The sequence below is a fragment of the Pseudoalteromonas sp. 19-MNA-CIBAN-0066 genome, from assembly GCF_040308705.1.
GTDB classification, from domain to species: Bacteria; Pseudomonadota; Gammaproteobacteria; order Enterobacterales; family Alteromonadaceae; genus Pseudoalteromonas; species Pseudoalteromonas nigrifaciens.
The window spans coordinates 1-24,359 of the sequence record NZ_JBEONZ010000010.1 but is presented as its reverse complement, the minus strand read 5'-3'; the positions used below and the strand labels follow the sequence as shown (position 1 = coordinate 24,359).

The following is a 24,359-nucleotide window of genomic DNA, read 5'->3' as shown; positions in this document are numbered from 1 at the left end:
AAAACCGCGGCTATAGCGCGGTTTACAATAAAATTAAATAACGCCCATTTCTTTACCAATACGGGTAAAGGCAGCAATGGCGGTATCAAGTTGTTCAATGCTATGTGCAGCTGAGATTTGGGTACGAATACGTGCCTGACCTTTAGGTACAACAGGGAATGAAAAACCGGTTACATAAATACCTTCAACTAATAACTTATCAGCCATTAATGATGCAACTTTAGCATCGCCTAGCATAACTGGAATAATGGCATGATCTTTACCACCACAGGTAAAGCCAGCTGCTTCCATTTGCTCGCGGAAGTATTTAGCGTTTGACCAAAGCTTAGCGCGAAGCTCGCCACCACTTTCTAGCATTTCAAGCACTTTAATCGATGCAGTCACAATTGCCGGAGCTAATGAATTTGAAAATAAGTAAGGACGCGAACGTTGACGCAACCACTCAACAATTTCTTTTTTACCTGATGTATAACCACCTGATGCACCGCCCAATGCTTTACCTAAGGTACCGGTAATAATATCTACGCGATCAAGCACGTTACAATACTCTGGTGTGCCTTTACCATTTTCGCCAACAAAGCCCACAGCATGCGAGTCGTCAACCATTACTAATGCATCGTATTTATCAGCTAAATCACACACTGTGGCTAAATCACAAATAACGCCATCCATAGAAAAAACGCCATCTGTGGCAATTAGCTTAGTTTTAGCACCTGCTTCAGTCGCGGCAATAAGCTGCTTTTCAAGGTCAGCCATATCGTTATTAGCATAACGAAAACGCTTAGCTTTACATAAACGTACGCCATCGATAATTGAAGCATGATTAAGTGAATCCGAAATAATCGCGTCTTCAGCGCCTAAAATAGTCTCAAACAGACCTGTATTAGCATCAAAGCACGATGAGTATAAAATAGTATCTTCGGTTTCTAAAAACTCACTGATTTTTTTCTCTAATGTTTTGTGAATATCTTGCGTACCACAAATAAAGCGTACTGAGGCCACACCAAAACCATGTGCGTCTAAGCCATCTTGCGCTGCTTTAATTAGCTCTGGGCTATTTGCTAAGCCTAGGTAATTATTAGCACAAAAGTTAATTACTTTGCCTGATGCAACTTCAATTTGAGCTTGCTGCTGCGATAAAATAATACGCTCGCTTTTATACAAACCTTCAGTTTTTACGTCTTCAATTTGCTGTTGTAGCTGGCTAAAAAAAGCAGATGCTCTCATCTTTAGTCTCCATTTGATTTAACAGGTTAAACAGCAAAACAAAGCTACTGTTTATTATGTGGGGTATTGTAAAAGTTTAACGAATAAAATGCACTGTTTGCAGTTCATCGCAAATTATAAATTTGGCAGCAATTCCTGCCAGTTTACAGTGCCTGAATTGGGGGGCGTATTTGAATTTATAAAAGTGCTGGTAAATCATTAATTGAATTGAAAATAAAATCTGCAGTTTGTTTGGCGCTGTCATCAAACTGCTGGCCAGAGTGCACCAATACGCGCGTGGCAATGCCAGCTTGTTCTGCAGCTTGCATATCACTTTTTTTATCGCCTACCATAATACTTTGCTGCGGATCGATATTATGCTCACTAATACCTTGTAGTAGCATACCAGGGGCTGGTTTTCTGCAAGCGCACTGTTTTAAATACTCAGGCAATGCATTTTTAGGATGATGAGGGCAAAAATAAACGTCGCTTATCAATATCTGATGTGCGCTAAACTGTGCTTTCATCCAGCTGGTCAGTGCTATAAAGTCAGCCTCGGTGTAATAACCACGGCCAATACCTGACTGATTAGTTACAATAATAATTTTATAACCGGCATCATAAAATGCCTTGCACGTGCTAAATACTCCTTCGATAAATTCAAACCGCTCACTTTGATACACATAGCCATGATCAACGTTTACTACGCCATCTCTATCTAAAAATAGCGCTTTATTTTTTTGTGATTGATTCATTATAACGACTCTTTTTGCACAACATGATCAAACATAGCTTTTACCGCATCAATGGTAATTTGGCTCATTAAATCGTCACCTTTAATACGTGTGCCCCAAGGCAGCTGCTGCGCTGTTTTACCCGTTTGTTTAAGTAAGTTTTGATGATATACCTCAACCACATAGTTTTGGTATAAATACGGCCCTGTGCGCGCTGGGTTTGAATGGGCATACAGCCCAATAACAGGAGTGCCTACCGTTACTGCCATATGGGCAGGGCCAGTATCTGGGGCTAGTACTACACTGGCGCGTTTTAACACGCACAACAATTCTTTAAGCTTAGTTTTACCAACTAGGTTTAAAATGCTGTGTTGGCTGTGTTTAATAATATTATTGGCAAGGTTTATTTCCAGCTCGGTAGGGCCGCCGGTCAAGGCCACTTTAAATCCCTGCTGATGGGCATAATCAGCAAGCGCGGCATAACGTTCGGGAAGCCAATTACGCTGTGCTTTACTTGCTGCTGGAGAGATAACAAACAGCTTATTAGATAAGTATTCTGCAGTGAGTAATTCATCGGCAGTGTTTTGATCTTGCTGTGTATAAGGCATTTCCCAACTTGGCTGATAATCATTCACGCCAATGGCTTTAGCAAAGCCTTTAAACCCTTCTAACACGTGCGCATGTGGCTGCGCTGCAATGCGTTTATTTATAAATAGGCTATGCAGCTCTTTTGAGCGCGCCCAATCAAAGCCTATTTTAACTTTTGCAGGAATACAACGTGCAACAAATCCGGCCCTTAATGCCACCTGCATATTAAGCAGTACATCAAAGTTTTGCCCTTTAAAAGTTTGCTTTAAATTTTTCAGTGCTACGCGGCCTTGTTTTTTATCAAACACCACCAGCTCAACACCGGGTAAGTTAGCCAATAACATAGCTTCTACTTTGCCAATAACCCAAGTGATTTTTGCATTAGGATGCGCTTTTTGAATCGCTTGTACTGCACTCACAGCATGGCATACATCGCCAATAGCAGAGAGTCGTAAAATACAAATAGAGGAGTAGTTAGGCACTGAAGTCACGCGTTTCCTTGGGCATTAAATAGTAAAACCCGATCTTAAATTATAATCGCGCTATTGCAAGTACTTATCCTCGGCTTTAAAACGCGCTAACATAGGCGCATATTTAAGTAATACCCGTGAGCTATGTTCAAACAACACGTCCAAGGTAAGCATACTCTGCTGAGCCACCCTAGTTATGAAAATCAGGTTAATTTAAACTGGTTTAATGCCGACTACTGGCAGCAACAAAATAAAATAGTGGGTGCTAAAAAAGGCCGCGCAATGGCGTGGTTTTTTAAAAATAATGAACTAACCGCTGTGCTAAGACATTATTGGCGCGGTGGCTTGGTCGGTAAATTACTCAGTGACCAATACTTGTATTTAGGCTTTGAGCAAACGCGAGTATATAAAGAGTTTGCTTTAATGGCGCAGTTAATTGAGCTTGGCTTAAATGTACCAACTCCCATTGCTGCAAAAGTGACTCGAAGCGGGTTAATTTACCGCGGTGATATTATTACCGAGGCGGTAACAGGTGCCAAAAGTGTACTGGATATACTCGTTGAGCGTGCTTTAACTGAATCTGAATTAACAAGTATAGCAACAACCATTGCGCTATTTCACCGTAAAGGCGTATACCACGCAGATTTAAACATTAATAATATTTTATTTAATGACACTGGCCAGATATATATTATTGACTTTGATCGCGGCGAAATTAAAACGCCCGCCTTACAATGGCAACAAAGTAATATGGAGCGCCTAAAGCGCTCATTTTTAAAAGAACAAGGCCGCAACCCTGTATTTAACTGGCAAGCCAGCGACTGGCAAGCCTTGTATGTTTGTTACACAAAGCTTAAGCGCTAATTTACTTTAGCTGCTAGTTAGCTAAAGCTAAGTACTTGGCAGCCACTTGCTCTGCGTTTACTTGTTGTAAAATAGCTGCATTTGTAACGTTTGGCTTATCTGCCAGCACTTGTTCAATTACACGTGCTAACTGCTCACTTTGCTGTATTGGCACTAAATACTTACTTAGCGCACCTGTTAGTATTTCGCTGGGGCCAAAAGTACAGTTAGTGCTCACCACTGGTGTACCGACTGCAAGTGCTTCTATTAATACCGTTGGCAAGCCTTCAAAATCTGAGCTTAATACTAGCGCTTTGGCATGTTTTATCCAATTATACGGATTTTGCTCAAACCCTGGCACAATCAGTTGCTCTGCAATTCCATATTGCTGTGCAAGTTTTAATACCTTTGTCGGTTTGTTACATAACAGTACTAGTTTGTACTTTTTATCTAACTTAGCAAACGCTGCGAATAAAATATCGTGACGTTTTTGCTTGGCTAATCGCCCAACATGAATAAGGTAAGGCACATTAGGAATGTTAGTGTTTAGCTCACTGGCTTGTTGATTGATTTTTTTTAAATCGAATGGGTTATAAATTGTAGTGATCGCACTTGGAGTAATTAAGTTACCTTGGGTAATTTCATTTTCAACCCCTTTGGATACACAAATGAGTGATTTACCATTTAAGTTTTGTTTACTTTTTTTAAGGTATAAATAAGAAAGAGGCCCTAATTTTTTTTGCCTTGTTAGCTCAGCATTTACTGAGTTATGCATAACAAAATGGACATTTTCTACATTACTACGCGCAAGCAGGTTATTACTACGATCTAAATTTGACAGTACTAAGTCAATGTACCCGACTTCACTTCTCTTTTTTTCAAACCACGACTCTAGTTTAGCGACACTTGCTTTGCGTAGCCAAAAACGGTCAACCTTCGACGCTCTATCCGTAAATAAGCTCTCAACTTGTAAGTTACTTGGGATATCGTATTCAACGCTATTAGCGAGTGATAAAATAGTCACATTGTGTTTAAGTGTCGCTATTTGCTCAGCCAAAGTAAGCATTACTTTTTCAGCACCACCGCCAACCAGTGAATCAATTACTATCACTATATTCATTATTTACTTCCAAATAATAATGCTTTTACACCTTGGTTAATTACATCAAAACTATGCACGTTTGCAAATAACGCGTAGTTACTGAGTATATTTTGATAATTAGGTTCAGTGATAATCTCATTTACTTTATTGGTTATGTCTAAAATATCGAGTTCGGCTTTTGTTACCACACCAGTAGTAACGCAGCGTGCAATACGGTTACTTTGATCTTTTGATATAGCGCAAGCAACTGTGGGAGTTTGTACCGCAATAGCTTGTAATAATGTATCGCCCGCACTCAATAGTGCTACTTTAGCTTGACTTAACAATGCCAAAAACTCACTACCCTGCTGACTTGGTATGCAAATTAATTCATCAGTTTGCGGTAACGGCTTGGTGTAATTGGGCCCAAAAACAACAACTCCCTTTAGCGAGGTACGTTGAGTGATGGCCAGTGCAGCTTGAAAATAAATATCAGCACAATTTTGACCGTTTAAAGTGTGTCCGCCTGAGCCTGCATTCACTATAAAATATTCATTTTTTGTTAAATCATAGTCGTTTAATGCTTGCTGCTTTTGTTGCTCAGAGGCAAACGCAGTATAGGGACCTACATTATGCGGAGATGCTAAAGCAAAGGTATTTAATTTAAGCTTTTCTAGCCATGTAAGTGGCTCGATGCAGTAATCTGGCTGTATTACCCAGTGCACGTCAATTAAACCAATACGATTAAGCTTTAATCCTTTGGCTCGTTTTTTCTCATGTTGCGAGATGAAAACAACTTTTGCGCCCACTTTTTTTGCCGCTTTCATATGCTCAGCACGACCAGCACAATCAAACACCACCACATCAGGCTTATATTGCTCAATAAATTGACAAACTGCTTTAGTTTCTTTGGTTGCCGACCTCTCTAAAAGTGTGGTTTCAAAAGGGCAACTTTTAGCATAAGCCGTATGTTTATTTAAAATAAAGTGGATATTTATATCCCCTGAGCATTCATTTTCTAGCGTTTGCGCTAGCAAAAGTGAACGCATATATTCACCAATACCCTCTGGTGATGATACAGGAATAAATAAAAGTCGTTTTTTGCTCATTACAATCTCAATTTCCGATTTGGCACTCAGTATATCAATCACATAGTTTTAGCGATAGATAGCGACCCTTTTTATCTTATTTTTAGCCTTACTGCGCCCATTTAGTTACTGCAATAAAGTGCTTTGATTGCTAAACTTAAGGTAATTTAAATCACAAGGATCTGAACTTTGCGAAACAAAATTTTTATATTGTCTTCACTTTTTTGCGCAATGAGCGCGCCGGTTAACGCAGAGCCATGGGTAAAACCAGATGATTATGGGTTAAGAGCTGATATTCAACTTTTAGCCGATGCTGGCGTTATTTTAGCCCCGGTAACCACTTACCCTCTAATGTGGAAGAGCTTTATAAGTGAAGTAGATAACACTCCCCTAGGCCAGTTATCGCCAAACTTGCAAGATGCTTTATTACGGGTAAAACATCGTTACAAGTCTGAAAATACGGGCTCTCATAGTGTACAACTGTCTGCTTTTGCAAGTTCAGATACTATTGTTGCCACCAGTTTTGGCGCAACTAATACCCAAGAGTCAGAAGCATCTGCTGCCTACGCCTATTTAGGCGACAGTTTTGCCGCTAAAGTAGCGGTTAATTATCGTAATGATGGCAAAAAGTGTTTTGTTACTGGGAAAACTGCAGACGATATAGTGCTAGATGAGCAAGCACTTACTGACTGTAATGACACCTCCTTTGATGGCAGTTATATAGCTTACCGTTTAGGTAACTGGATTTTTAGAGCCGGTGCCATAGAGCAGTTTTGGGGCCCGGGGGTTGATAATAGTTTAATAATGTCGGGCAACGCTAAACCATTGCCTGCAATGAGCGTGACTCGAGAGCAAAGCACTGCCTTTGAAACCCCTTGGCTAAGCTGGTTAGGCCAATGGGGATTTACCGCGCAAATGGCTCAGTTAGAATCTACTCGTGTAATTCCTGATGCTTTACTGTGGAGTACTCGCGTTAATTTCAGGCCATTACAGCAATTAGAAATTGCACTGAGCTGGTCAGCGCAATGGGCTGGCGATGGCCAACCTAGTTCAGCGAGTGACTTTATTGATATAGTGACAGGTGAAGCAGCTTGTATAGATGGCACTACTACTTGTGATGATGAATTAAAATCTAAGATTGGTAATCAACTTGCGGGTATAGATATTCGCTGGTCTGACACTTTATTTAGCCAACCGTACGCAATTTATGCAAGTACCATTGGTGAAGATGCCAGCTCAAAGTTTAAACCTGTCGACAGAGCCTATTTATTTGGTGTACAAACTACTCATCGTATTTATGATCAAAACGTATTAGTAAATGTAGAGTACATAGATACGGGCGTAACATGCTCTGCTGAATCAAGCAGTGAAAACTGCTATTACGAGCATTCAGATTACAAATCTGGTTACCGCTACCATGGCCGTACCATAGGTTCAACATTTGATAATGACGCGCAATCACTAGTACTAACTGTGCTAGGCCAGCTTTCAAATGGAAATGATTGGCAAGTTAAATTACGCGATGTTGATTACAACAATGATAACCGCGATCGTTACCCTAATAACCCTGATTTAGGCAATACCATTACTAAAACAGCTTATAACAGTAAACAGCTTGAAATACGTTACAGGCAACTTGCTATGGGTGGGCGCTTAACGCTAGGCGCTTTTGCATTAAATAACGATGCAGCAGAAAACGACACATCTGCATTTGCTAAATATGAATATAACTTTTAAATTCGGGATTTTTGGCTATCCTAAACTAGGATAATAAGTGCAAATAAAAAGGGATGAAAACACTGTTTTCATCCCTTTTTTAATTCATTAATAACCGTCGTAATTACTGCTTAATCTTACTAATCACTTTTGAAGTTGAGCAACCATCTAAAAACTCAAGCACCTCTACTTTTCCGCCGTGAAGCAGTACATGCTCAGCACCGGCTATTTGTTCAACCGTGTAGTCGCCACCTTTAACTAAAATATCTGGGCTAATTTGCTCAATTAATTTAGCCGGTGTGTCATTTTCATCCGCACTACCAAATGGAATAACCCAATCAACAGAGGAAAGTGCACTTAATACCATAGCTCTTTCATCTAGCGGATTAATTGGCCTATCGGCGCCTTTTAATCGTGATATAGACGCATCGTTATTTAGCCCCACCACTAATCTATCGCCACGCGCTTTTGCTTGTGCTAAATAGCGTACGTGCCCAGCATGCAAAATATCAAAGCAGCCATTGGTAAATACAATTGTTTCGCCATTTTGTTTTGCAAACTCTATATGCTGCAGCACATCGTCAAACGGAGTTTGATAATGCTCACCAGTGGCATGTAAATATTGGCCCAGCTTACGACTAAGTTCTTCTGGCGACACTGTGGCCGCACCTAATTTACTCACCGCAATGCCCGCTGCTAAGTTAGCAATTTCCACCGCATTTTTAGGTGTCATTCCCGCCCCTAGCATCACGGCTAGAGTTGCTATAACTGTATCGCCTGCGCCGGTTACATCACTGACTTCAAGCTCTTGCGCGGCAAAATCATATTTTTCAGTCGCACTAATTAACGACATTCCTTGCTCTGAACGCGTTAGCAACATTGCTTTTATGCCTGCGTCACTTATGAGCTTACGCGCACTTGTTGCCAAGCCCTCTTCTGAGTCTGTTTGCCCACCCGCTAATTTAAACTCATTTAAATTTGGTGTAATGTAGTCTGCACCTCTATATAAATGTAAATCAGACGACTTAGGATCAACGAGTACCGTTTTCCCTGCTTTTTTAGCTAGGCTTATCATGTTTTCAATCAGGCTCAATGAACCTTTATTGTAATCAGAAAATACTATAAAATCGTACTCATCAAGTACTAGCTCTAAACGGTTTAATAACAGCTGGCTGTGTTGCTCTGTAAACGTCTCTTCTAGATCTAACCGTACAACTTGCTGATGACGGCTAATCACTCGCATTTTAGAAATTGTCGGTAAGTCGCATACACTTACTAACTGTGAATTTATTTTTTCACCTTCTAAAATGCCTTCTAGTATCTGTCCACCTTCATCTTCGCCTATTAAGCCAAGTAGGCCTACTTTACCATCTAATCGGGCTATATTTTTAGCCACGTTTGCTGCGCCACCGGCTTTGTCTTCTAATTTACTTACTTTAACTACCGGCACCGGAGCTTCTGGGGAAATACGCCCTGAATCACCATACCAATAACGGTCAAGCATTACATCGCCAACCACCAAAATACGCGCAGCAGATAAATTTTTTAATAGCGATAAATCCATTACTGCTGCTCCGCAACTACCATATCAATAGCTTCACATAACCAATGGCCAATAAACATGTGTGCTTCTTGAATTCGCGCTGTTTCATCGTTTTTAATAATAATAGGTAATTTGGCAATATTTTTAACTTCACCGCCATCACGCCCCGTTAATGCTACGGTAAAGGCCCCTATTTTATTCGCTGCTGCTAACGCTAGATTAATATTGGCGCTTGTACCTGATGTGGTTAACCCTATAACTAAATCTTCTGGTTTACATAAGGCTTGTACTTGGCGTTCAAACACAGTGTCAAAATGATAGTCGTTACTGTGCGCAGTTAAAATTGACGTATCGGTTGTAAGTGCCATAGATGCAAGTGGACCACGCTCTAATTTATAACGCACTACAAATTCTGCCGCTAAATGCTGTGCATCGGCCGCACTACCACCGTTACCAAGCCAAACAACCTTACCGCCTGCTTGTAATGCACTATGGCACACTTCTAACAATTGCATAGACTCTTGATGATAAGCCTCCATCGTTTCAAATAATGCTAAATGACGATTTAAACTCTCAAGGTAACTCGTTGCTACTGAATCGATAATTGACATGGTAAATTCCTCTAGGAATTGAAATGGCAGGAAAAATTAATTTCATTATTCCATAAATCTATACCCAAATCACCTCAATATACATATTACTGAAACAGGTATTTTGAGCTAACTTGAATAGCGTTATTATTATTTTATCGGGTAGCAGCTGAACACAAACCATATTTTATCTTTTCTGTGTTTAGAATTGATCATTTTCACGTTAAACTAAGACGACTTACCCTTATAAAAGCTTAGTATGGCACGCATTTTTTATTCACTCGCATTAATGATTATTAGCCCACTAATCGTATTTTATTTATATGTATTACGCGGTAAAAAAAACCCAGGTTATAGAGCGCACTTTAAACAGCGCTTTGGTTTTGTGGACAAGTCTTTATTTGCCAATAACAATAAGCCGCTGCTAGTGCATTGTGCATCAGTAGGTGAAGTACTCGCCGCTACCCCCCTGATCAAAGCAGTGCAAAAAGCGCACCCTAAATTAAATATACTTATAACGTGCAACACCCCTACTGGTCGTGAGCAAATCATTACGCAGTTTAAAAACACGGTAGCCTGCTGCTACTTACCTATGGACTTTCCATTTGCAACCGCCCGATTTTTAAAACGAGTAAAGCCACAAGCCCTGTGTATTTTAGAAACTGAACTGTGGCCCAACCTTATGGCAAGTAGTCGCAATAGAAATATTCCGGTACTTGTTTTAAACGCTCGCTTGTCTGAAAAATCGCAACAGGGTTATCAAAAAGTAGCTAAGCTAACGCATATTATTATGCGCTCTATCACTGTATTAGCCAGCCATAATAAAACTGACGCCAAACGCTTTATAGAGCTTGGCCTTGAGCCACATAAAAGTAAAGTTACAGGTTCAATAAAATTTGATATTACACCTACCCAAGAGCAACTAACTAAGGTAACTGCACTCAAACAGCTTTATAATTTTGAGCAGCGCTTTATATGGGTTGCAGGCTCCACTCACCCTATCGAGCATGAGCAGGTAATTAGCGCTCATAAAAATCTATTAGAAAAACAACCCAATGCGTTACTCATAATAGCGCCGCGCCATCCTGAACAGTTCGATAAGGTTGCAGATTTACTAACGCAAAGTACACTGAGTTTTAGTCGTCGCAGCAATAATAATTATAATAACGAAAACGTCTTGTTAGCAGATACGCTTGGCGAGCTGCAATACTTATATGGCGCTGCTAATGTGAGCTTTATTGGCGGCAGTTTAATTCGCCGTGGTGGCCATAATCCACTTGAATCAGCTGCATTTTCAGTGGGCGTTATCAGCGGGGTGCATACCTATAACTTTGATCATATTTACCCTGAGCTTATAAAGCTCAAAGGCGCTATTGTGGTTGATAATGCTGATGAGCTAACACAACAACTTATAGCATTAAATCAAAACAGCAAAGCATGCCAAACTTTAGGTAAAAAAGCAGCGCAATGCGTGGGCAATAACCAAGGTGCTATACAAAAAACACTTAACATTATTAATCAATATTTAGAGCCAAAACCGTGACCAACATAGCCATAAGCCAAACCCGCGAATGGGTTTCAAATGTTATTGTAAAATATAACTTTTGTCCCTTTGCCCGCAAAGAAGTAGAAAATAACTGTATTCATTATTTTGTAAGCCCTGCAAGCAGCATAGACGATGCAGTAATGGACATGCTTGAGCAATGTATTGAGCTTGACCGAGAGGCTGCACGCGAAACCACACTTATTATGTTTGATAACGGCTTTTGCGACTTTGAAGACTTTTTAGACTTGGTTGACTTAGCCAACGCGCTGTTAGTAGCCCAAGGTTTTGAAGGTAAGTATCAAATTGCTAATTTTCATCCCGATTATGTATTTGCCGATAGCGATGCAAGCGATGCGGCAAACTATACTAATCGCTCCCCTTTTCCTACTTTGCATTTAATTCGCGAAGCAAGTATGAGTGCAGCACTTGAGAGTTATAACGAACCCGAATCTATACCTGAGCATAATATAAATTTAGCAAGGCGCAAGGGTATCGATTTTTGGCAACAGTTACTCGAAGGGTGTAAAAAACCGAGCGCTTAAAGCGCTCGGTTATATATAACAGTAAATAGCATATAACAGTAAATAACTCGTTATTTTTTAACCCAATTACCATTTACTTCAACAAAATGACCTCTTTGGGTTTTTTCGATTGTTTTTGCCGCCGCTAACGCCTCTACTTGCGACAGTGACAAGTTATTTTTTTGCGCTAATTTTAAATACTGTGCTTTACGCTTAGCATTAATGGTATCAACGACCACTTTAGCCTCTGCATTTTGTACCACTAAGCCCAAATAGCCTGAGCTATCTTCGCCTACTAAACCTTGGCTTTTAGCATCATCTAAACTAATAGCCCATGCCGAAAAAGACATACATACAGCACTAACTAATGTAATTATGCTTAATTTGTTGTTAACTTTCATATCCTAGCTCCTTAAAATAACTCACTGTCGTCACTAAATAAATTATCGAGTTCTTTATCTACTTTTACACGAATTTCGTGATCAACCTTCACATTTAAATTAATTGTAATAGGCTCTTTAGCAGCTACCTCTACTCGGTGCGTACACGCACCAAGGGCACTTATTGCTGCAAATACAATAAGTACTTTTATGCTTAACGACTGTTTCATCATTAGTTTCCTTTTTGTGAGTATTGTTGCTCAACTTTTTGTGTAATTTCATCACTTAAGCGCAATGCACGTAATAAAGTAAATATATTTTCTTCATGATTATAATTAAAGTTAACTTGCTGCTCTGCTTGCTTATTATAACCTTGCAAATTTACGCCAAGCTTTAGCCAACCATCACTTTTAAGTGCCACACTGCTATTAAGCTTTTGTATATCAAGATTTTTAAGTAATCCCAATACAGGCTGTAACTCTTGTTGCTGCTGCATAACTGAATCAAATGCGGCGTTATTAGTAATCATTAACTTACCCGTTCCTTGATTACTTAAACTGCCATTTACTACCTCAATACCCGTGTTATTAAAGTGCACTGGCAAAGTGCCGGCAAAACGCCCTGAAAGCGTAATCCCCGACTGTTCATCAAGTGTAATAAGTTTACTGGCATCAATGTTTTTAAATTTAACATTAGCAACTTGCTGCAGGTCATTAAGTGAGTATTTATCAAGGCTAAACTCACCATCAAATAACGCTCCTGCAATGTCAAACATACGCGCATTATTGTTTTTAACCTGCCAGTTCCCTTTAATGTTTTTAATAACAACACCAGCCCTTAGTTCATTTAAGTTAAAGGTAGTGGGTTTTACATTAAGCTGCCCTGAATTATATTCGCCAACAAATTGGCTACTTAAATCGCTAGCAAGGTAATCGTTATAAAGCGCACTTACGTTGTTTAACTCCATTGCAAACGAGGCATGTTGTAAATTCACATCCCCGCTGATTCGGCCATTAAACGTTCCCTGTGTAAGCTGCGCTAATGGCTCAAGCTGATGAATAAAGGTATTTAATAACACTATACTTTGTGTAGGTACTACTATTTCAAATGGATGTTCCACTGCCGATATATGATGGTTTACCGCTAATTCAATATCGTTTACAAATACGTGATGTGATGCTTTTAGAGCGCGACTTTGCAATCCTGTAGAAGCAACTTTTATATTATTGAGTTTTATAACAGGGCTATTAAATTTATTTATTACTGTATTAGCACTAAGGTCTGCAAATAATTCACCATGACTTAAATTTGCTTTAGCAGTTATGGTATTGCTTATATCTGTTAATTTAAATTCGTTATATTTTAACGTTTTAAATAGGGTTTTTAGTGTTATTTGTGCGTTTAAAGCATCATCTAGCTGTGCCGTTAAGCGACCTTCGTATTGCTCTACACTCAGTTGTGCAAAATCAACCTTTGCGGCTGTTAATCTACTTGTAGCATTACCACTTGGTTTTCCATCGACTATATTTATTAAATTAAATTGCCCTGAGGCGTTAACTTTATTAGCGCTAATTTTATTACTACTAGTACTGGCAATAAAATCGGGAAGTGAATTAAGCGCAACAGTATAATTACCTTTAAGTGTGTTATTTTTAAATTCTGCATTAAGCTCAATGTTTTTAATATCTGGCGTACTTATACTAACCGCTAACATGCTTTTAAAATCCGCCCAAAGGTTGGTAAAATTAAGCTCTGACTCCATTAGAGTTATTTCAAATTGATTATCTCCTTCGCTAATTATATTTAGCATTGGCAAAGTAAGGTGGTTATTAGTAATACTAATCACTTTAGGAAGTTTAATCTGCCAATTTAAAGGGGTTTGCTCAGCTATAAAATCAGCATAATCACTCGGCGGAACGAGTGAGCTACACGTAGGCGTTAAATTTAATTTATTGTTTAACAAACTCGAATCTAGCTCAACTAATTTACTATTTAAATTAAAACCAATAATTAACCTACCATTAGCCAATGCTTCAAGCCGGCACTGCTCCATAGCATATTCAAACTGTGCGTTTACATCGCCATTTAACTGCAGTTCAATACCATCAAAGCTAAATACTTGCTGAGTACTAAAGCTAATACCTGCAACGGCTGTATTTTCGGTATTTATAAGCTGCTTTAACAGATAGTCATCAACAGAAAACTGCCCTGTTAGTTTATTATTAGCTAAAATTGCTTTAGCGTTTATATCGCCTGTTATATTAAATTGATTTAAAATCGGCTCTGCTAAATTTATTTTTAGTGGCTTGTTAAAGTCATTACTCTTTATTACCAGCTGTTTTATAGCAATTAATGGACGTTTTTCTGGCAGCGCGAGAGCAAGTTTTTTTGCCGCGGAGCTACTTTGATTACTTTTGGGAAGTGGATTTATACTTAATACTGCATGCTCAACAATCACTTGCTTTGTATTTACAGTAATATCGATTAGCTCTAATTGTTGATTTTGATAAGTTAAGCATACTTTGTCGGCATGAACATTTAATTGAGCTGTAACCGAAAAATCTAAGCAACTGAGTGTAATACCCGCTTTTTCTAATTGCGGTGTTATAGCCCACTGGACTAATGGCAAACGAAATATATAACCAAGCAAAATTATGCTTAGTAATAAACTGCTAATAATTAAACTCACACGCTTAAACATATTATCCTTAATATTAGTGCTAGGTTCTAGGTTCTAGGTTCTAGGTTCTAGGTTCTAGGTAATCATAAACAAAAAAGGCTGCACAAGGCAGCCTTTTTATTATACTCAACTTAAATGAACCTAAATTGATCAGTTAGGTTATTAACCTACATTTTTACGCGCGTTGCGGAACATACGCATCCACGGACTATCTTCTCGCCACTCATCTGGGTGCCAAGAGTTAGCAACAGCACGGAATACGCGCTCAGGATGCGGCATCATTACTGTTGCACGTCCATCGGTTGAGGTAATACCTGTAATCCCTTCTGGTGAGCCATTTGGATTTGCTGGGTATTGCGTTGTAGGATTACCGTAGTTATCTACAAACTTAACCGCTACAGTACCCGAGTCTAATGCTGCTTTAACTGCGTTATCGTTTGCAAATTCAGCATGACCTTCACCGTGCGATACTGCAATTGGCATACGCGAACCAGCCATACCATTAAAGAATACCGATGGATTTTCTTGTATTTCTACTAAGCTAAAACGTGCTTCAAAACGCTCTGACTTATTCGTTACAAAACGTGGCCAATGCTCAGTACCTGGGATCAACTCTTTTAAAGTAGATAACATTTGGCAACCGTTACACACACCTAGACTAAAGGTATCTTCACGGTGGAAAAAGCTTTGGAACTGTTCACGCGCCATGTCGTTAAACAATATCGACTTAGCCCAACCTTCGCCTGCACCTAATACGTCACCGTAAGAGAAACCACCACATGCCACTAAGCCTTTAAACTGCTCAAGCGATAAACGCCCTTCTAGAATATCGCTCATGTGTACATCAATGGCAGCAAAACCAGCACGATTAAATGCGGCAGCCATTTCTAGATGAGAGTTAACTCCTTGCTCACGTAAAATAGCCATTGGTGGTTTAGCGCCCGTTGCAATATACGGTGCTGCTATATCTTCGTTTAAGTCAAAGTTTAACTTAACGTTTAAGCCAGGATCTTTAACATCAAATTTGGCATCAAACTCTTGCTTAGCGCACTCAGGGTTATCGCGACGCGCCTGCATTTGATACGTTGTTTCTGCCCACATAGTACGCAGCTCTGTACGCGTGTTACTCAGCACGGTATTTTTACCACGGTTAAATACAATCGCATCGTCGCTATTAAGCGTGCCTATAATATGGCTGATTGTCGCTAAGCCATGATCTTTAAGTACCGCATTAACTGCATCTAAATCACTATTAGCCACTTGAATAACAGCGCCAAGCTCTTCGTTGTAAAGCGCTTCAATGTCGTTGCCTGTTAAGCCATTAATATCAACAGTTACACCTGTGTGGCCAGCAAATGCCATTTCGGCAACTGTGGTAAATAAACCACCGTCTGAACGGTCATGATAAGCAAGTAACTTACTATCAGCTACCAATACTTGCATGGCGTTATAAAAGCCTTTTAATAACTCTGGGCTATCAACATCAGGCGTTATATCACCTAATTGCTTATAAACCTGCGCTAAGCTTGATGCGCCCATGCGGTTTTTACCCGCACCTAAGTCAACTAAAATAAGTGATGTTTCGCCTTTGTCGGTACGTAGCTGCGGTGTCACTGTTTTACGTACATCGTCAACACGGCCAAAGGCAGTGATAATTAACGATAGCGGTGATGTTACTGATTTCTCTTGTGAATCACCTTCATCTTTCCATGTCGTTTTCATCGACATAGAATCTTTACCTACTGGAATTGTTAAACCAAGCGCTGGGCAAAGTTCTTCACCTATGGCTTTTACTGCTTCATATAAACCAGCATCTTCACCAGGGTGACCCGCAGCTGCCATCCAGTTAGCCGAAAGCTTAATATTTTCAAGGCTACCAATATTTGCACAGGCAATATTTGTTAACGACTCTGCCACAGCTAAACGCGCCGATGCAGCGTAATTTAATAGCGCTGCAGGAGTGCGCTCGCCCAACGACATAGCTTCACCATGGTAAGTATCGTATGTAGCAGCAGTTACAGCACAGTTAGCCACAGGTACTTGCCAAGGGCCAACCATTTGGTCGCGCGCTACTAAGCCTGTTACCGAGCGATCGCCAATTGTAATAAGGAAGGTTTTTTCTGCAATGGTTGGTAAGCGCAATAAACGCTGCGCCGCATCTGCTACATTAATATTTGTAACATCAAGTGCTTTACCTACAACCTGCTTTGAGGTTACATCGCGATGCATTTTAGGTGCTTTACCTAATAATACGTCTAGTGGTAAATCAACTGGGTTATTATCAAAGTGGCTATCGGCAACCGTTAGGTGTGGCTCAGCAGTCGCTTCGCCTATTACCGCGTACTGTGCTCGTTCGCGCTTACAAATAGCTTCAAAACGGTCAAAATCTTCAACACCTACGGCAAGTACATAACGCTCTTGCGATTCGTTACACCAAATTTCGTGTGGTGCCATACCTGGCTCATCATTTGGAATATCGCGAAGTTGAAACTTACCACCACGGCCACCGTCATTTACTAGTTCAGGAAATGCGTTTGATAAACCACCGGCGCCCACATCGTGAATAAACGCAATTGGGTTTTCATCACCTAGCTGCCAACATTTGTCGATAACTTCTTGGCAACGACGTTCCATTTCTGGGTTTTCGCGTTGTACTGAAGCAAAATCTAAATCTTCATTTGATTGCCCAGACGCCATGCTTGATGCTGCACCGCCGCCTAAACCTATGTTCATTGCTGGGCCACCTAAAGCAATGAGCTTAGCACCAACAGGGATTTCACCTTTTTGTACATGGTCTGTGCGAATATTACCTAAACCACCGGCAAGCATAATTGGTTTGTGGTAACCACGTACCTCAAGGCCATTATGGCTTGTCACTTGCTCTTCATAGGTACGAAAGTAACCTAACAAGTTAGGACGGCCAAACTCATTATTAAATGCAGCGCCGCCAAGCGGCCCTTCAGTCATAATATCCAAAGCGGTAACAATACGCCCAGGTTTACCAAAATCACTTTCCCACGGTTGCTCGTAACCAGGAATACGTAAGTTAGAAACAGTAAAGCCAACTAAACCAGCTTTAGGCTTAGAACCACGGCCAGTAGCACCTTCATCACGTATTTCACCACCTGAGCCTGTAGCAGCACCTGAAAATGGCGCTATGGCGGTTGGGTGATTATGAGTTTCAACTTTCATTAGTATTTCGATGTCTTCTTGATGATACGCATATTCACCTTGCGTATTGGGGAAGAAGCGCCCCGCTTTTGAGCCTTTCATTACCGCGGCATTGTCTTTATATGCCGACAATACATTTTCAGGGTTTTTCTCAAAAGTATTTTTAATCATCTTGAACAGCGACTTTGGCTGCTCTTCACCATCGATTGTCCAGTCAGCATTAAATATTTTATGACGACAATGCTCTGAGTTTGCTTGGGCAAACATAAACAATTCGATATCGTTAGGATTACGGCCTAACTTTATAAAGTTTTCTACTAGGTAATCTATTTCGTCATCTGCAAGGGCAAAACCTTGTTCAACGTTAGCAATTGCAAGCGCTTCTCGCCCACCACTTAAAATGTCTACAGATGACATTTGACGCGGTGCATCACTGCGAAATAGTTGCGCAGCATCCTCAAACTGGCTATGGGTTGCTTCGGTCATACGGTCATGTAATAACGCCGTTACTTGTAAAAGTTGCTCTGCGTTTAGCTCACCTTCAACATAATAAGCAATACCGCGTTCAACACGATGAACCTGCTTTAAGCCACAGTTATGGGCTATGTCGGTTGCTTTAGAAGCCCAAGGCGAAATAGTGCCAGGGCGAGGTGTTACTAATACAAGTTTACCTGCTGGGGTATGCTCAGCAATAGTTGGACCGTAGGTTAATAGTTTTTCAAGCTTGGTTTGCTCAGCGCTACTCAATGGCGATGTTAAGTCGGCAAAGTGCGCATATTCAGCATATACGTTGGTGACAGGAAGTTGCGATTGTTGGCAACGCGCTAAAATTTTATTAACTCTGAACTCTGAAAGTGCTGGTGCACCACGAAGGATCAACATAGATAATTTCATCCGGGGTTAGGGATTGAACGATATTTTAGGGCAACATTATAGTCTAAGTAGCACTTAGATTTAACTCATAATTTCGCTTTTCATAAAATTAACTTTTTTTCTTTATTTACAGCCACTCGAAACGAATAAAACTAAACGCTAAGTGACGTAATGGCTAAGTTTTGTTATAACGGGGATTAGGGCGTTAAAGAGGCAAACAATGTTGAAAGAAAAACTAATCATAATTATTACTTTAGTTATGCTGTTGTGTGCATGCGATATACAAGAGCAGTCGACTCAACTTGCCCAAATAAAAGCGCAAAACAAAATTAGAGTGGGTACATTAGCCAGTGCCAGTAACTATTATCAGGCAGTACAAGGTGAGCAAGGCTTTGAATACGAGCTTTCTCAGGCCTTTGCAGACTATTTAGGTGTAGAGCTTGAAATAGTCCCATTTTTTAATTTATCAGACATGTTTGCACGCCTGCAAAGCGGTGATCTTGATTTAATTGCCTCAGGCCTTACCTATAATAAAACACGTGCACAACAATATCGTTTTGGCCCTACCTACCGAACCATTAGTCAAAAACTAGTGTATAAACAAGGTATAGAGCGACCACGCGACTATGATGATTTAACTGGTAATCTCATGGTTATAGCTAAAAGTAGTCACTCACTTACTTTACAAAAAGTAAAAAAAAGCAATCCAGAACTTAACTGGAGCGAAACCGAAGAATTTGACGAAGAAGAGTTACTACAAGCCGTTATTGATGGCGAAATAGATTACACTTTAGCCGACACCCATACGTTATCGTTATTTCGTCGTTATCACCCTAATTTAAGTATTGGTTTTTCAATTACGCATAACGACCCGATCGCGTGGATGCTGCGTAAATCAAATGACGATTCGCTTTATGCTTTATTAGTCCCTTTTTTTGGTGAAGCAAAACAAAATAATCAACTTTATGTACTTGAAGAAAAATACTTTGGTCACGTTCGTCAATTTAACTACGTAAATACACTTGCCTATATTGAAGCAATAAAAGAAACACTGCCTAAATACCAACCATGGTTTGAACAATATGCAGGAACACTTGATTGGCGTTTACTCGCAGCATTAAGCTATCAGGAATCTATGTGGAACCCGCGAGCAAAATCCCCAACTGGGGTGCGAGGAATTATGATGCTAACCCGTAATACAGCAAAGCAGGTTGGGGTTACTAATAGGTTAGAGCCAGAGCAAAATATTCGCGGTGGCGCAAAATACTTAAGTAAACTAATTAAACGTATCCCTGATCGTATTCCACAACCAGACAGAACCTGGCTCGCACTTGCTGCGTATAATGTAGGCTGGGGACATGTAAACGACGCACGAATAATTACTAAACAACAAGGCGCAAGCCCTGATAAGTGGGCCGATGTTAAAAAGCGCTTACCATTACTAATTAAAAAACGTTACTACCGAAAAACGCGTTATGGCTATTCTCGTGGTGATGTTGCGGTGAGCTATGTTGATAATATTCGCCGTTATTACGATGCCCTAGTTTGGCTTGATGAAAATAACGCAATAGAAGAAAAACCAGAAGCACCTGTAGTTGCCCCTAAAATTGGGGATGAGGTTGAAGCAAAATAGTAAACTAACAAACGATAATAATAACAACTAATTCATTACTCTAAGTAAATACGCCCTGGGTAATTAAAAAACTGTTTACTTGTCATCAAATGTTCAATAATGTGTGTTAATTATATATTCACATTAATTAATGATAAACATCTGAGTAATTTGGATATAATTTGTGCATTTCTCATTATTGCATTAGGAGAAAACATGCTAAAACGTAAACGCACGCAAAGATTCAAACGAAAAACAATTAACTCAACAGCAACTCGACGCCGCGTTATGCTGCGTAATTTACATAAAAAAATAATTTGGCGCCGCCGCATGTTTGCAATGCAAAAAATGGCAGAGCTAGATGCTTTAATGGCAGCAAGTTAAAGTTCATTGCTATTACGAGCAGCCTTTTTGGCTGCCTTAATTTGCGCTCTTCTGCGCTTAAAAAAGCCAGATATAATAGTAGCGCACTGCCCCTCTAGTACACCACCTAATACCTCCACCTGATGATTTAGCTTAGGCTCTTGCAACAAATTCATAATCGAGCCAGCAGATCCTGTTTTAGCATCGGCAGCACCAAACACTAAACGCTTAATTCTACTGTGCACTAATAACCCCGCGCACATAGAGCATGGCTCTAAGGTCACATAAAGCGTGCAATCAATTAAACGATAATTATTAAGTGCTTTACCGCCTTTACGTACAGCCATCATTTCAGCATGAGCTGATGGGTCATTATCAGTAATAGAACGGTTATACCCTGCAGCAACAAGCTGATTGTCTTTAACAAGAATGGCACCAACAGGGATCTCATCTAGTTGTTCTGCTTGCTTTGCGTACGTTAACGCTTGTTGCATCCAATAGTTGTCATCAAATGGTTCGTTCATTGAAGCTACTTTAATTATTTTTTATGCATGAATTATATCAAGTTAGCTAATTAAAGTGCGTAATTACGGCATTTATTGCAAAAATAAAACAAATTAAAACGGTTTATCGTGGCTCCTAAGGGGGGATTCGCGCTATAATCTCACGCTTTTTTTATTTAGCTCACAATACGGGTAGCAAATGAAATTTCCTGGACGTCGCAGGCATAAACATTATTTTCCAGTGGAAGCCAAAGATCCACTAACTAATCAACTTAACGCCACAGAAAGATTACACAGTAGCTATATTACCGGAATCGATCAGATTGTTGTCGATATCGAAGCCAAGGTCGATCAAGCTTTCCTTGATGAATTTAAGCTGCAACGAGGCATGTCACAAGTTATAGATAGTGACGTCACTAACGCCTTATATGAGCGTTTAAAGCTACATGAAATGGTTGACTACGAGTATGCTGGCGGAACCGTTGGTAATACTATGCACAACTATTCAGTACTTGCCGATGACAGATCTGTGCTATTGGGCGTAATGAGTGAAAACATAAATATAGGCAGTTATGCTTATCGTTTTTTATGTAATACCTCAAGCCGCGTAGATTTAGATTATTTACAACCAGTAGATGGGCCAATTGGTCGCTGCTTTACACTAATTGATGAAACTGGTGAGCGAACCTTTGCTATAAGTGCAGGGTTAATGAACCACTTACGCCCTGAATCTATCGATAAAAGCCTTATTGAAAATTCTTCCGCGTTGGTGATCAGTGCTTATTTAATGCGCACTCAAGGCGCAGAAACCATGACAGAAGCCACCATACAAGCGGTTAAATACGCTAATGATGCTGGTGTGCCTGTGGTACTTACACTTGGAACTAAATTCTTAATTGAACAAGATCCAACCTGGTGGGCTAACTTTGTTGAAAAGCATGTCGATATTCTTGCAATGAACGAAGAGGAAGGCTTGGCAATTACTGGTTTTGAAGATCCCCTTTTAGCAGCTGATAAAGCGCTTGATTGGGTCGACTTAGTAATTTGTACTGCCGGTGAAAAAGGCTTATTCATGGCAGGTTACGTTGACGAGCAATTAAAACGCGAAACCGAGTACACATTATTACCTGGTGCAATTCCAGATTTTAATCGTTATGAGTTCTCACGTGCTATGCGCAAAGCTGACTGTGATGATCCAATTAGAGCCTATAGCCACACAGCCCCATTTATGGGTGGCCCTGATTCAATCAAAAACACCAATGGTGCTGGTGATTGTGCGCTTGCGGCGGTTTTACATGATTTATCTGCCAATGTTTATCATAAAATAAACGTCAGTAACTCAGCAAAACACCAGCAAAAAGCAATTACCTACTCGTCATTATCACAAATAAGTAAATACGCTAACAGAGCAAGCTTTGAAGTATTAGTGCAGCACTCTCCTCGCTTATCTCGTGGTTTACCAGAGCGCGAAGATTGCCTCGAACTAGTCTACTGGGATAAATAAGATTTTAAGGAGCAATAGCTCCTTAAAATATTGAAATGTCGAGTTTTTTTGATAGCAGCTCTAATGCTGCTATTCCCGCCACCGAGTTGCCAAAAGAGTTTAACCCTGGTGACCATACCGCAACAGTAAATTTATTAGGTAATACCGCTAAAACCGTACCAGACACCCCAGATTTCCCCGGCATACCTACCCTATAACCAAAGTCACCTGCTGCATCATATAAACCACTGGTAAAGAGTAAAGAGTTAAGCTGCTTAGTTTGACGGCTCGGTAACACCCGTTTACCTGAAGTGTTATCAATCCCATTATTAGCTAAAAAATTATACGCTTTTGCCAGTTCAATACAATTTAGTTCAATAGCACAAAAGTTAAAGTAAGCCCAAAGCACATCATCCACTTCATTTTCAAAGTTACCAAATGACTTCATTAAATGCCCCATAGCCGCATTTCTATGCCTAAACTCATATTCTGAGTTTGCTACCTTTTTATCTATTGCTATACACCTATTCCCCGATAAAGCCCGAAATGTTTCAAGCATAGTATGCATAGGAGCCGATAAGCGACTGTATAAAGCATCGCAGGTTACAATCGCACCTGCATTAATAAATGGGTTACGAGGTATGCCTTTTTCAAATTCCAACTGAGTAAGCGAATTAAATGCAGTTCCTGATGGCTCTTTCCCCACGCGATGCCACAGCTCATCACCATAACGTTGTAATGCTAACGTTAATGTCATTACTTTTGATACAGATTGAATAGTAAATTGTTGCGTACAATCACCCGCACAAAATGTTTCGCCTGAGGTAGTGTAAATAGCAATAGAAAATTGTTCGGGATCAACCTCTGCCAATGCCGGAATATAATCGGCCACTTTACCTTGTGATAATAAGGGAGCTACCTCTTGGGTTATGTCATTCAATACTTGTTGATAATCAGTAGTAGGCAATAGAAACCTCAATTACACGGTTATATAAAGCAGAATTTTAGCATGCAAGCAGTAAGTACGCTTTCACTTTTTAAATAGCTTGTGCTTACTTTATAAATTCTAAAAAGCAAAAAACCCGTTACATTACTGTAACGGGTTTCTTTAATTTAAATCCTGGCAATGTCCTACTTTCACATAGCAAATGCTACACTATCATCGGCGCTGTTTCGTTTCACTACTGAGTTCGGCATGGGGTCAGGTGGGTCCAAAACGCTATTGTTACCAAGCAAATTCGTTTCAATTTTCTTATTTTTATAATTTATTCAATTTAAAGTCTCTCGACTAAATTTGGAGCCTGGCAATGTCCTACTTTCACATAGCAAATGCTACACTATCATCGGCGCTGTTTCGTTTCACTACTG

20 protein-coding genes and 1 rRNA gene are annotated in these 24,359 nt (G+C 40.0%); 7 read left to right on the top strand and 14 right to left on the bottom strand.

The window, feature by feature from the left end:
- Nucleotides 1-33: 33 nt before the first annotated feature.
- The 3 genes from AAEZ18_RS08115 to AAEZ18_RS08105 all read right to left on the bottom strand — a co-directional run bounded on the left by AAEZ18_RS08115 (nt 34) and on the right by AAEZ18_RS08105 (nt 3,019).
- Nucleotides 34-1,227: a glycine C-acetyltransferase gene (locus tag AAEZ18_RS08115; RefSeq protein WP_011328973.1), complete on the bottom strand. Its 1,194-nt coding sequence runs from the start codon at nt 1,225-1,227 to the stop codon at nt 34-36.
- A gap of 176 nt (nt 1,228-1,403) precedes the next feature.
- On the bottom strand, nt 1,404-1,961 hold the full coding sequence (gmhB, locus tag AAEZ18_RS08110; protein ID WP_011328974.1) for a D-glycero-beta-D-manno-heptose 1,7-bisphosphate 7-phosphatase: 558 nt from the start codon (nt 1,959-1,961) through the stop codon (nt 1,404-1,406).
- On the bottom strand, nt 1,961-3,019 hold the full coding sequence (locus AAEZ18_RS08105) for a glycosyltransferase family 9 protein (RefSeq protein WP_011328975.1): 1,059 nt from the start codon (nt 3,017-3,019) through the stop codon (nt 1,961-1,963). The genes gmhB and AAEZ18_RS08105 overlap by 1 nt, the downstream gene beginning before the upstream one ends.
- A 123-nt stretch (nt 3,020-3,142) precedes the next feature.
- Here AAEZ18_RS08105 and AAEZ18_RS08100 point away from each other — a divergent pair, with 123 nt between their 5' ends.
- Nucleotides 3,143-3,862, top strand: a complete 720-nt coding sequence (locus AAEZ18_RS08100; RefSeq protein ID WP_011328976.1) for a 3-deoxy-D-manno-octulosonic acid kinase — start codon at nt 3,143-3,145, stop codon at nt 3,860-3,862.
- Nucleotides 3,863-3,875: 13 nt separating this feature from the next.
- Here the strand turns inward: AAEZ18_RS08100 and AAEZ18_RS08095 are convergent, their stop codons facing one another.
- Both AAEZ18_RS08095 and AAEZ18_RS08090 read right to left on the bottom strand, forming a co-directional pair.
- Nucleotides 3,876-4,961: a glycosyltransferase gene (locus AAEZ18_RS08095; protein WP_011328977.1), complete on the bottom strand. Its 1,086-nt coding sequence runs from the start codon at nt 4,959-4,961 to the stop codon at nt 3,876-3,878.
- A complete protein-coding gene (locus AAEZ18_RS08090; protein ID WP_011328978.1) occupies nt 4,961-6,031 on the bottom strand; it encodes a hypothetical protein in 1,071 nt (356 codons plus the stop codon). The genes AAEZ18_RS08095 and AAEZ18_RS08090 overlap by 1 nt, the downstream gene beginning before the upstream one ends.
- 210 nt (nt 6,032-6,241) lie before the next feature.
- Between AAEZ18_RS08090 and AAEZ18_RS08085 the strand changes: the two genes are divergently transcribed.
- Nucleotides 6,242-7,747 carry a capsule assembly Wzi family protein gene (locus tag AAEZ18_RS08085; protein ID WP_350594417.1) on the top strand — a complete coding sequence of 502 codons (1,506 nt, stop codon included), beginning with the start codon at nt 6,242-6,244 and terminating at the stop codon, nt 7,745-7,747.
- Nucleotides 7,748-7,850: 103 nt separating this feature from the next.
- Here AAEZ18_RS08085 and hldE read toward each other — a convergent pair whose 3' ends face one another.
- Nucleotides 7,851-9,290 carry a bifunctional D-glycero-beta-D-manno-heptose-7-phosphate kinase/D-glycero-beta-D-manno-heptose 1-phosphate adenylyltransferase HldE gene (hldE, locus tag AAEZ18_RS08080; protein WP_011328980.1) on the bottom strand — a complete coding sequence of 480 codons (1,440 nt, stop codon included), beginning with the start codon at nt 9,288-9,290 and terminating at the stop codon, nt 7,851-7,853.
- On the bottom strand, nt 9,290-9,880 hold the full coding sequence (locus AAEZ18_RS08075; RefSeq protein ID WP_011328981.1) for an SIS domain-containing protein: 591 nt from the start codon (nt 9,878-9,880) through the stop codon (nt 9,290-9,292). The genes hldE and AAEZ18_RS08075 overlap by 1 nt, the downstream gene beginning before the upstream one ends.
- Nucleotides 9,881-10,118: 238 nt before the next feature.
- On the opposite strand from AAEZ18_RS08075, the gene waaA reads away from it, so the two are divergent.
- Both waaA and AAEZ18_RS08065 read left to right on the top strand, forming a co-directional pair.
- The gene (gene waaA / locus AAEZ18_RS08070) at nt 10,119-11,402 is read left to right on the top strand and encodes a lipid IV(A) 3-deoxy-D-manno-octulosonic acid transferase (protein WP_011328982.1); all 1,284 of its coding nucleotides are present in this window, start codon (nt 10,119-10,121) and stop codon (nt 11,400-11,402) included.
- Nucleotides 11,399-11,947 (top strand): DUF1415 domain-containing protein, encoded by a 549-nt coding sequence (locus AAEZ18_RS08065; RefSeq protein ID WP_011328983.1) that lies wholly within the window; start codon nt 11,399-11,401, stop codon nt 11,945-11,947. The genes waaA and AAEZ18_RS08065 overlap by 4 nt, the downstream gene beginning before the upstream one ends.
- A 50-nt stretch (nt 11,948-11,997) precedes the next feature.
- Here AAEZ18_RS08065 and AAEZ18_RS08060 read toward each other — a convergent pair whose 3' ends face one another.
- The 4 genes from AAEZ18_RS08060 to purL form a co-directional block, all read right to left on the bottom strand.
- On the bottom strand, nt 11,998-12,327 hold the full coding sequence (locus tag AAEZ18_RS08060) for a YdbL family probable chaperone protein (protein WP_011328984.1): 330 nt from the start codon (nt 12,325-12,327) through the stop codon (nt 11,998-12,000).
- A gap of 11 nt (nt 12,328-12,338) precedes the next feature.
- The gene (locus tag AAEZ18_RS08055) at nt 12,339-12,536 is read right to left on the bottom strand and encodes a YnbE family lipoprotein (protein WP_011328985.1); all 198 of its coding nucleotides are present in this window, start codon (nt 12,534-12,536) and stop codon (nt 12,339-12,341) included.
- A gap of 2 nt (nt 12,537-12,538) precedes the next feature.
- Nucleotides 12,539-15,007 (bottom strand): intermembrane phospholipid transport YdbH family protein, encoded by a 2,469-nt coding sequence (locus AAEZ18_RS08050; RefSeq protein ID WP_011328986.1) that lies wholly within the window; start codon nt 15,005-15,007, stop codon nt 12,539-12,541.
- A 141-nt stretch (nt 15,008-15,148) separates the two neighbouring features.
- Nucleotides 15,149-19,039 (bottom strand): phosphoribosylformylglycinamidine synthase, encoded by a 3,891-nt coding sequence (gene purL, locus AAEZ18_RS08045; RefSeq protein ID WP_011328987.1) that lies wholly within the window; start codon nt 19,037-19,039, stop codon nt 15,149-15,151.
- A 211-nt stretch (nt 19,040-19,250) separates the two neighbouring features.
- Here purL and mltF point away from each other — a divergent pair, with 211 nt between their 5' ends.
- Nucleotides 19,251-20,663 (top strand): membrane-bound lytic murein transglycosylase MltF, encoded by a 1,413-nt coding sequence (gene mltF / locus AAEZ18_RS08040; RefSeq protein WP_011328988.1) that lies wholly within the window; start codon nt 19,251-19,253, stop codon nt 20,661-20,663.
- Between the two features lie 195 nt (nt 20,664-20,858).
- The gene (locus tag AAEZ18_RS08035) at nt 20,859-21,026 is read left to right on the top strand and encodes a hypothetical protein (RefSeq protein ID WP_167376939.1); all 168 of its coding nucleotides are present in this window, start codon (nt 20,859-20,861) and stop codon (nt 21,024-21,026) included.
- Here the strand turns inward: AAEZ18_RS08035 and tadA are convergent.
- Nucleotides 21,023-21,529, bottom strand: coding sequence for a tRNA adenosine(34) deaminase TadA (gene tadA, locus AAEZ18_RS08030; protein ID WP_011328990.1), 507 nt, complete (start codon nt 21,527-21,529; stop codon nt 21,023-21,025). The genes AAEZ18_RS08035 and tadA overlap by 4 nt on opposite strands.
- A 178-nt stretch (nt 21,530-21,707) precedes the next feature.
- On the opposite strand from tadA, the gene AAEZ18_RS08025 reads away from it, so the two are divergent.
- Nucleotides 21,708-23,012: an inosine/guanosine kinase gene (locus AAEZ18_RS08025; RefSeq protein WP_011328991.1), complete on the top strand. Its 1,305-nt coding sequence runs from the start codon at nt 21,708-21,710 to the stop codon at nt 23,010-23,012.
- Between the two features lie 22 nt (nt 23,013-23,034).
- Here AAEZ18_RS08025 and glsB read toward each other — a convergent pair whose 3' ends face one another.
- Nucleotides 23,035-23,958: a glutaminase B gene (gene glsB, locus AAEZ18_RS08020; RefSeq protein ID WP_011328992.1), complete on the bottom strand. Its 924-nt coding sequence runs from the start codon at nt 23,956-23,958 to the stop codon at nt 23,035-23,037.
- A gap of 151 nt (nt 23,959-24,109) precedes the next feature.
- Nucleotides 24,110-24,224: ribosomal RNA gene (gene rrf / locus AAEZ18_RS08015) — 5S ribosomal RNA — on the bottom strand.
- Between the last annotated feature and the right edge of the window lie 135 nt (nt 24,225-24,359).

Excerpts from the sequence above, each read along its gene's own strand:
- AAEZ18_RS08115 (WP_011328973.1), bottom strand. The coding sequence starts at position 1,227 with ATGAGAGCATCTGCTTTTTTTAGCCAGCTACAACAGCAAATTGAAGAC.
- gmhB (WP_011328974.1), bottom strand. The coding sequence starts at position 1,961 with ATGAATCAATCACAAAAAAATAAAGCGCTATTTTTAGATAGAGATGGC.
- AAEZ18_RS08100 (WP_011328976.1), top strand. The coding sequence starts at position 3,143 with ATGTTCAAACAACACGTCCAAGGTAAGCATACTCTGCTGAGCCACCCT.
- AAEZ18_RS08095 (WP_011328977.1), bottom strand. The coding sequence starts at position 4,961 with ATGAATATAGTGATAGTAATTGATTCACTGGTTGGCGGTGGTGCTGAA.
- AAEZ18_RS08090 (WP_011328978.1), bottom strand. The coding sequence starts at position 6,031 with ATGAGCAAAAAACGACTTTTATTTATTCCTGTATCATCACCAGAGGGT.
- AAEZ18_RS08085 (WP_350594417.1), top strand. The coding sequence starts at position 6,242 with ATGAGCGCGCCGGTTAACGCAGAGCCATGGGTAAAACCAGATGATTAT.
- hldE (WP_011328980.1), bottom strand. The coding sequence starts at position 9,290 with ATGGATTTATCGCTATTAAAAAATTTATCTGCTGCGCGTATTTTGGTG.
- AAEZ18_RS08075 (WP_011328981.1), bottom strand. The coding sequence starts at position 9,880 with ATGTCAATTATCGATTCAGTAGCAACGAGTTACCTTGAGAGTTTAAAT.
- waaA (WP_011328982.1), top strand. The coding sequence starts at position 10,119 with ATGGCACGCATTTTTTATTCACTCGCATTAATGATTATTAGCCCACTA.
- AAEZ18_RS08060 (WP_011328984.1), bottom strand. The coding sequence starts at position 12,327 with ATGAAAGTTAACAACAAATTAAGCATAATTACATTAGTTAGTGCTGTA.
- AAEZ18_RS08055 (WP_011328985.1), bottom strand. The coding sequence starts at position 12,536 with ATGAAACAGTCGTTAAGCATAAAAGTACTTATTGTATTTGCAGCAATA.
- AAEZ18_RS08050 (WP_011328986.1), bottom strand. The coding sequence starts at position 15,007 with ATGTTTAAGCGTGTGAGTTTAATTATTAGCAGTTTATTACTAAGCATA.
- purL (WP_011328987.1), bottom strand. The coding sequence starts at position 19,039 with ATGTTGATCCTTCGTGGTGCACCAGCACTTTCAGAGTTCAGAGTTAAT.
- mltF (WP_011328988.1), top strand. The coding sequence starts at position 19,251 with ATGTTGAAAGAAAAACTAATCATAATTATTACTTTAGTTATGCTGTTG.
- AAEZ18_RS08035 (WP_167376939.1), top strand. The coding sequence starts at position 20,859 with ATGCTAAAACGTAAACGCACGCAAAGATTCAAACGAAAAACAATTAAC.
- tadA (WP_011328990.1), bottom strand. The coding sequence starts at position 21,529 with ATGAACGAACCATTTGATGACAACTATTGGATGCAACAAGCGTTAACG.
- AAEZ18_RS08025 (WP_011328991.1), top strand. The coding sequence starts at position 21,708 with ATGAAATTTCCTGGACGTCGCAGGCATAAACATTATTTTCCAGTGGAA.